The organism is Paenibacillus sp. P4_A7, assembly GCF_056402455.1.
Map to the genome: position 1 here is coordinate 1 of NZ_JBFUHJ010000230.1, position 8,327 is coordinate 8,327.

At 36.7% G+C, this 8,327-nt stretch carries 7 protein-coding genes and 1 pseudogene; all 8 read left to right on the forward strand.

Translation table 11 applies throughout. The annotated features are described in order from the left end of the window. Nucleotides 1–201 precede the first annotated feature (201 nt). Entirely contained in the window at nucleotides 202–957 is a 756-nt protein-coding gene (locus AC1DWN_RS21625) for a PDDEXK family nuclease (RefSeq protein ID WP_477560970.1), read from the forward strand. Further along, a complete protein-coding gene (locus AC1DWN_RS21630; protein ID WP_477560971.1) occupies nucleotides 944–3,007 on the forward strand; it encodes a transposase family protein in 2,064 nt (687 codons plus the stop codon). The genes AC1DWN_RS21625 and AC1DWN_RS21630 overlap by 14 nt, the downstream gene beginning before the upstream one ends. 1 nt (nucleotide 3,008) lies before the next feature. After that, nucleotides 3,009–3,947, forward strand: coding sequence for a TniB family NTP-binding protein (locus tag AC1DWN_RS21635; RefSeq protein WP_477560972.1), 939 nt, complete (start codon nucleotides 3,009–3,011; stop codon nucleotides 3,945–3,947). Between the two features lie 33 nt (nucleotides 3,948–3,980). Then, entirely contained in the window at nucleotides 3,981–4,451 is a 471-nt protein-coding gene (locus AC1DWN_RS21640; protein WP_477560973.1) for a TniQ family protein, read from the forward strand. 6 nt (nucleotides 4,452–4,457) lie between these two features. After that, nucleotides 4,458–4,913 (forward strand): hypothetical protein, encoded by a 456-nt coding sequence (locus AC1DWN_RS21645; protein ID WP_477560974.1) that lies wholly within the window; start codon nucleotides 4,458–4,460, stop codon nucleotides 4,911–4,913. A gap of 222 nt (nucleotides 4,914–5,135) precedes the next feature. After that, complete coding sequence (locus AC1DWN_RS21650; RefSeq protein ID WP_477560975.1) at nucleotides 5,136–6,473, forward strand: GTP pyrophosphokinase; 1,338 nt, start codon at nucleotides 5,136–5,138, stop codon at nucleotides 6,471–6,473. 460 nt (nucleotides 6,474–6,933) lie between these two features. Continuing rightward, nucleotides 6,934–7,802: pseudogene (locus tag AC1DWN_RS21655) on the forward strand (AraC family transcriptional regulator). A 193-nt stretch (nucleotides 7,803–7,995) separates the two neighbouring features. Beyond that, on the forward strand, nucleotides 7,996–8,327 hold a 332-nt coding region (locus tag AC1DWN_RS21660), incomplete at its 3' end, for a hypothetical protein (RefSeq protein WP_477560976.1).

The window sequence follows — 8,327 nt, forward strand, 5'->3', positions numbered from 1 at the left end:
GATTTTTTCTCCAAGTAAGATTTTTTCTCCAAGTAACATTATCTGTACACCAACTTTCTATAAAAAATACTCTATACAGGATTATAACACATATATATATACTAACTAATATACAAGAATTTCTTTAGTTTTTGTGTTGACTATCAAGAATTATGTTGGTAATCTGGTTGGAAGTTAAAAAATGCCTATGGGGTGGTAAATGTGGACTGGCTTAAACATTCATGGACAGATGAAGATAAATTATATGAGCCTAAGAGACGGGTAGATAACAGAATAAGTTGGCAAAGGCCACATATTATTGGATCATTCAGAAGTGTTAAATTAGGCTTTGATGTGGAGTATCACTCACTTGCAGAACGTCTTTTTTATTATCTTTTGGAATTGGACAAAAAAGTAATTCGTTATTATGTACAGCCCATACAAATTGAAATACCGCAGATTGACAAACAAGGGCAAAGAAAAACATGGTATCACGTACCTGATGTTTTAGTTTTTAGACAAGGTAATGTTCCAATGTTATATCAAATAAAAAATTCACCTGAGGAGAAGACAAAGACTTTTGAACGATGTAACATACATTGTTATAAAACTGCGGAGAAAGCTAATTGGGGTTATGAGGTGATATATCCAAAAGAGATTCCTCATAATATCCAGTCAAACATTACAATACTTTTTGGTTTTCTAAAAAAAAGACAAAACTACTCAAGATGGTTAAGTGAGTTGAGGGATAAGCTTAAATATATCAGCGAGACAACAATATTAGAATTGGCGTTGGGGTTCTCTTCGAAAGTAGATCATAGAGCTGTGCTTCCTATTGTATATTACCTTATTGCCATTGGAGAATTAAAGTGTGATTTGAATGGTGTCATCAACGAAAGAACTACAATACATCCAGGGAATATAATGTTACAAATTTCTGAGTACTTTCCAGAGGAGAATCAATATGAAGCTCCATAAATTAAAAGTAGAGATGGATTTTCAACTTGAAGGTAGAAAGTACCGCATAACGGCGATCTCTCCTCCAAATGTATATGCTATTAAGGCTGGGTCAGATAAAGAAGACGAATTCGATTATATTGAGTTGATCTCAAATGATACATTTTTTTCTCTTAGTACAATAGTTAGAAAGAGCATAAAAGAAAAGGATAAAAATCACATTTCGCAGCTTGATAAGCTAAATGAAAAACAAAGGGCGATTGTAAGTGCGCGATTTGAAATAATTCGGCCCCTTTTGTTATTAGAAGGAGCAAAAGCTGGTAATGTAAGAGCCGCGGAGGAATTGACTTTAAAGTATAAGCCATTTCTTCAAATGGATAATTTCAAGAATTTATTACAAGAGGAATTGATTGAACGAATCTGCGCAGTATATGGAGTTTCGAAGCGGACAATTAAAAGAAGACTTTCCGCATACCGTTCTGAGGAATCAAACCTCCCTAATGAAGGTCTAACAGCACTTATTCCAAAAACAGTGAAGCAAAATCTTATGCGTAAGGATTATTTTATATTGGAATTGTGTCACCCGAGGAAAAGAGATTTAGTTCTAGATTACATAAGAGTTCAATTAGCAGAAGACTGCGCAGTTATCGTGAAGGATGTAATAGAAAATCAATATCTGACATTAAAAAAACCATCTGCTGTATCGGTTTTTGAAACTATTGAAGGAAGGTGCCTACTTGATGGTATTAAGGCTCCAAGTTATATTACGGTTTATAAAATATTGAAACGAATTAGCCCAGAAGTACAAGCTCGAATGCGTCTAGGAAAGAGTGGTGACGAGGAATTCACCCAAATTGAGCGTGGATTTTCCAACAGAGAAGCTAAGTATCCACTTCATATTGTTGAGGTAGATCATACCGAATTAGATATTGACATTATTGATGAAAGAACTGGATATGTGATAGGTCGTCCTTATATTACACTTGGCATTTGTGTATTCAGTAGAATGGTGTGGTGTATGGAAGTTACGTTTGAGCCACCTTCTGCTGAGAAAGTAAGAAGAGCACTAATGCAAGGTATATTTTTTAAAAATGCTAAACGTAAATACAACACAATAAATGAATGGGATATATATGGTATTCCTACGATCATCTATTTTGATAATGGGCCCGAGTTTAAAAATGCAGCGGTCAAAAGGATGATTAATGAAACCCTCCAATCACAAGTTCAATTTCGTCCCGTTAAGACACCACGATATGGCGGAACCATAGAGCGCTTATTTGGAACGATTAATTCTGAGTTGATTCATCGTTTACACGGAACCCGCAAGGGTAGTGTCATAGCTAAAGGGGAATATGATTCGGAAAAAGAAGCTGTACTTACTTTAGAGGACATTCAGGAGTTATTAACCGTTTATATTACTGATGTTTACCATCATTCAGTACATAAGGGGCTTCCTATACAATTCCCAACACCATCAGCGAGGTATTATGCTGGTATTGAGATGGTAGGCTTTCCCGAATGGGTAGATCCAGAGGATGAGGATAAATATAGAATGGAACTGCTTCCAATCATAATGAAACCTTATCGAAGGGATGGAGTTCGTCACGAAAATCTTATTTACAGAAGTCATGATCATAAATCATTGGTTCAACCTAGAGATTTTAAATATAAAATTAAATATGATTCAGATGATATATCCCGGCTCTACTTACAACTACCTGAGACGGGAGAATATATAGAATTGTTAGCATATCAAGATTATCTGGATAATTTGGCTGGTATGAATCGATACACTTATCGACGTATTCTTGAGATACTCAAAGAGTCAGGAGAAGTAGCTGCAAACAAGATTCCCGGCAGTAAAGATATTAATAAGGGTATTCTTTTACTCAGAGATAGAATACAGAAAAAGTATAAATCAAGAAGGCGTAGTCGGGAGCAGGCTGCACGAATGAACATGGATGTAACGGTCAATATAGCTCAACCCCCCTCTACACCTAAAGATAAAAATTCAGTAATGACGCTAAAGGATCTGTTTGGACAACTTGATTCGAAAGGTAATAGATAGTATGAATGTATTAGTTGAAGCAGAATCTCAAATTAAGAATATATCCTCATTTGCTGAAAGAGTAGCGAATCTTCATATCGACCATCCAAGGGTTGAGAAAATTTGGCGGTCCCTTGATTCCATTCGTAGGCATTATCAGTTCAAAAATAGAACGAATTCACCAAGACATAGATTCATTACAGGTTTATCTGGTGTTGGAAAAACACAAATGTTAAAAAGATACGTTGAKAAAAATGCTGGGTTCACGATTACTGAAAAGGACGGGACAGAAATTGACATAATGCCTGTAATATATGTTAGTTTACCAGACCCTTTTACAATCATGGAGTTGTATCAAAGCATTATTAGCAGTTTAGGTGCTCCACAAATAACAGGTAGACCAACCATAGGAGCAGTAAAGCGACAAGCATTTGCTCTACTAGAGAAACAAAGAGTGGAGATGGTGATCCTGGATGAGATGGATTTCATTCTAACTTCAAGATCAGTGACTCATAAAGAAGCTATGAGTGCCATTAAACATATCGCAAATACCGGTATAGCAGTGATCTGTGCCGGAACACCAGCTATTGAAGTATTGAGGAAATTGGATTCACAACATTTCCGTAGATACCCGCCTACTAGATTAGAGAGATTTTCTCAATGTGATGAGGAATTTTTATTATTTTTAAGACAAGTTGAACTACAACTGAATCCTCCAATAGTTATTGGTCTGGATGATCCTGAAACGATGCTACCGCAAACACTGCACATGGCAAGTTGTGGTTTGGTTGGCTATATCACACCAATCATTCAAGAGACGTTCGACCTTAATGGTGTTTTCGATGAGGATTTTGATGAAAATACAAACGAAATCAATTTTGTTTCGAGACTTCAAGAGGCGTATTTAAACATTGTGGGAGATGTAACGGAAGAAGACGTGAAGAAAATGATAATGGAGTAGAATGAGAGCGAATTGCTATTAAAGGATGATAGTATGAGATGTACAATTAGAATTAAGCCAATAAATGGAGAGGCAATGACTAGTTTTTTAGCTAGATTATCTGATGCTAATTATATTAGATTTTTAGACGTTTGGAAATTGATTAATTCGTATTATGCTAACATAAGTATGTCGATTGTTGCGAACTTAGATATAAATTATCGTAAAATCACGAACATATATGAAATAAATAGAATTACTGGACTGTCAGATTTCGAAAGTAACCGTATGTCATTTTCCTGTTTTTTTGATAATTTTTATGGAGGTAATCAAAGTGTTTCTCATATGAAAGATTTTATGAAAATATTTGACCGAAAGCATCGTAGATTCTGTCAGGTTTGTATTGAGGAAGAGACTCATTACAAACTATTGTGGCAAATAAAGGAAATTAGTTGTTGTGAAATACATTTGTGTAATTTGATTGATGACTGTTACATTTGTGAACAACGTCAGCCATACATCTAGTTTGGAATGACGGAAGCAAGATGCTTTAATTGTGGGAATCATCTTTTTCTGCGTGACAATGAAGATAATAAAGTAGCATTCTTGTCTGAGGGTTTGATGAGAATATTTAGAGATTGGGAGTACATTGCAAATAATGGGTGCTTATTGCCGAATGGGCTAGAATTAGATAATTTTATGTTGATAGCTTTAACTATAGTTAAGTTAATTAAAGATAATACAGATTTATATATATACCTAAAAAGAGCTGAAGAAAGAAAAATTGTAAATTATATTAGTAATATGAAAAATCCAAATCAAATTACTTTTTCTTTATATACAAAGGTTTTGAGGGCTATGAACATCGAGTTTAATGAGATCTCCAAAATACGATTTAACCAAAGTGAAATTGAACTACTGAAATTTTTAGTTAGTCGAAAGGATAATATTTGGACACCTTACCTTATCACGCGTCTAATAGAATGAGATTCGAATATAAGATGGATAACGAAGTTTGATAAAAGATATGGACGAGCAGGCACTTCGGTTGCCTGCTCATTTCATTGAACTAACGGGCAATTATGCGTAATAAAGAGTGGCATGAGAAATTCAATAAATAGGACGCAGAGTTCTACATATATATCAAAATATGTTTAGAAATGATAATATATAGAAGTAATTATTTGTATAATTTTGGAGGTTGCTCTATTGAGTGTTATAGAAAAATTCTTAAAAAGCTATTCAAGAGAATATGACTTTCATTTAAACTTAGCACAAATATGTGCTTCTCAATGTGAAAATGTATTGGAAGGCAGTGGTATTCGAGCAATTGTAACGCATAGAGCTAAAAGGCCAGATAGACTTAAAGAAAAATTGGAGAAAAGAATTATTGAGAAACAATATAAGTCAGTAGATTCAATTTATAAGGACATTGTTGATTTAGCAGGTGTTCGCATTGCAATATACTTTCCAGGTGATAGAGAGGAAATAGATAAATTTATTACAAATAATTTCTTAGTTCATAGTAAAAAGGAATTTCCTGGTGGAGCTATTCCATCATATTCTAAGCGTTTTTCAGGATATTGGGCTTATCATTATCGCGTTTCCCTTAAATCCGAACTCCTAACAGAAACAACCAAGAGATATACAGATGCCATTGTTGAAATTCAAGTGGCATCTGTACTAATGCATGCATGGGCCGAAGTTGAACATGATCTAGTTTATAAACCTTTAAGTGGTGAGCTTTCTGAAGAAGAATATCAGATACTAGATGAACTAAACGGACTTGTTCTCGCTGGAGAAATTGCTTTAGAAAGGTTACAAAAAGCAGCAAAAAATCGTATAACGGAAACGGGAAAGAAATTTAACAATCATTATGAGTTGTCGTCTTATCTATATGACTCCATGAGAAATTATATAAAGAGGGATAACTATGAACCTATATTGGGAAGAGCAGATGTTTTATATAAATTTCTGCAATATGTTGAATTAGACGACCCTAAGAAATTGTCGCTCTATACAAGCGGATTAGACCCCGACACTGATCGTAGACCGGTCGTAGATCAATTAGTAGATAGAATATTACTTGGAAACGAAGAATTCTACAAATTCTATAATAAAGCAAAAAAAGAGACTGGCTCTAGAAATCCATACAGTATAAAGGTTGATAAAGTTTCGTTTCTATCTGATACTAAAGCAGCCCTCGGGTTCTTTTTATCGCGATGGATTATATTTGAGTCAACATTGCGGGAAATTTCAAATATCACGAGTATTGGTACAAGTACCGCAATTGAACGAAGACCTGTTTTTAATTTTCGGCACTTGGAATCGATGGGTATATTTGACCAAACAACACTATATGAAATCCAAAGTATCAGGAGACTTAGGAATGAGGTAGTACACGGCATCGAACTCCCCCCTGATGATGTGTTGTTGAACRCAGGAAATACATTAGAAATAGTATTAAAGCATATAATCGCTAATGTTACCGGAGAATACAAAGATGTAATTCATAAAGCAATCAGTCAAATGGAAAGAACTGCATAACTTATTTAAGAGTTGATGGTTCTTCAAGCCTTCAACTCTTTTCTTATTTGTTTTGTAGCTCACGTAACAGGTTACTTCACCTAATACCTCATTCACGCTGTGGGTCACTCTCGCGCCCCTCGGTCCGTTCGATTCATTTTGGAGAAGAGGAGTCAGGCGGTCTGCGAGCATTAGTCGTCAAACATTAAGTTAACGGGTAACGTTAGTGAAAAAACAATGAGTAGTCTGCCGCGGCAGCTGCTCATTGTTTTTTCTGTTACTCTACAGTAAGTTTTCCGTGTGCCCAATCCTACGGATTTGCTAGCCAACTTCAAAGAGACAACAAAGGAGCACACGGCAATCCTACCAGACTTGTCTTCTGTTCACTGAGCTGAGAAAGACCCTACAGGATTGTGCACTAAATGTCGGGAAGGGAATTACCTTCTCTGCTATGCTTTGAGTAACGAGGGGAGGCGATATTATGGATATGCTGGCGCAACTGAACAAAGCTTTAAGCTATATTGAGGAGAATCTTACTGATCGTGTGGACTATCAGGAGGCAGCGAAAATTGCCTGCTGTTCAGAATATCATTTTACACGGATGTTCTCATTCCTTGCAGGCATTACTCTGTCGGAATACATCCGCCGAAGACGCCTAACTTTGGCAGCACTCGAGCTAAGCCACAGTGACATCAAGATCATCGATGCTGCGATGAAATACGGATATACCTCGCCGGATTCCTTTACTAGGGCTTTCCAAAGCATGCATGGGATTACTCCCTTGGAAGCCCGGATCCATGGACAGTCCCTCAAAGCCTTCCTGCGGATGACGTTTCAACTGACTATCAAAGTAGGAAGTGAAATGAACTACCGAATTGAAGACAAAGAGGCTATTCGCATCGTGGGGATCAAAAAAAGAGTGCCAATAGTATTTCAAGGGGTGTATCCGGAGATTGCGTCGATGTTTGAAGGACTCACCCCAGAAATGATTGATAAGATTAAGGGCTTTTCGAATGTTCAACCTTCAGGACTAATCAGTGCTTCCACGAATTTCAGTGAAGGGCGGATTGAGGAGAAAGGAGAGCTCGATCATTACATCGGGGCGGCCACAACGAAAGATGGAGATGGCTTCGCCCAGCTGGAGGTGCAAGCCTCTACATGGGCTGTATTCACAGTCGTCGGCCTTTTCCGAGTGCACTTCAAGAGATCTGGGGACGCATTTATTCCGAATGGTTTCCGTCCGCGGAATATGAGCTAAGCGAAGGGCCGGAAATGCTCTGGAATGAGCACAAAGATGTAGCATCGCCGCAATTTAAAAGCGAAATATGGATACCCATTATAAAGAAATAAGCAGCGTTTGTTGAAGTAACGGGGAACGATAGTTGAACAATCAAGGAGTAGTTTGCTGCGGCAGCTGCTCCCTTTTTTTGTTAAGCTAACGGGCAGGATAGTGGAATAAAGAGTATATTTACCACAGTTTGGTTATCTTATCTTGAGAACGAGCGCAGGAAATAAACGAACTGCTTGTTCAAGGGAGGGAATTATGAAAAAAGTATCAGTTGTATTACTGATGTGCTTATCACTTTTCTTTAATATGGGATTTGTAAAGAAAGGTGAGCTTGTTTTGACAAATGTAGAAACAACGGTCATTAAATCTGAACATATACTACGATACGACTTCAGAATCAAAAATACTGGGTCACAACGAATTTTTGGAACATTCGATTATCCTGGACATCACTCATATGGTTTGGAAGTGACAGTAAGACCATATGATAAACTGGCTTCGTTGATGGAGATACAACAGAATACGCTATTCCGAAAAATGCAATTTAGAGGCGGAAGCTCAGAAGGTATTTTAGAGCCAGGAAAAGA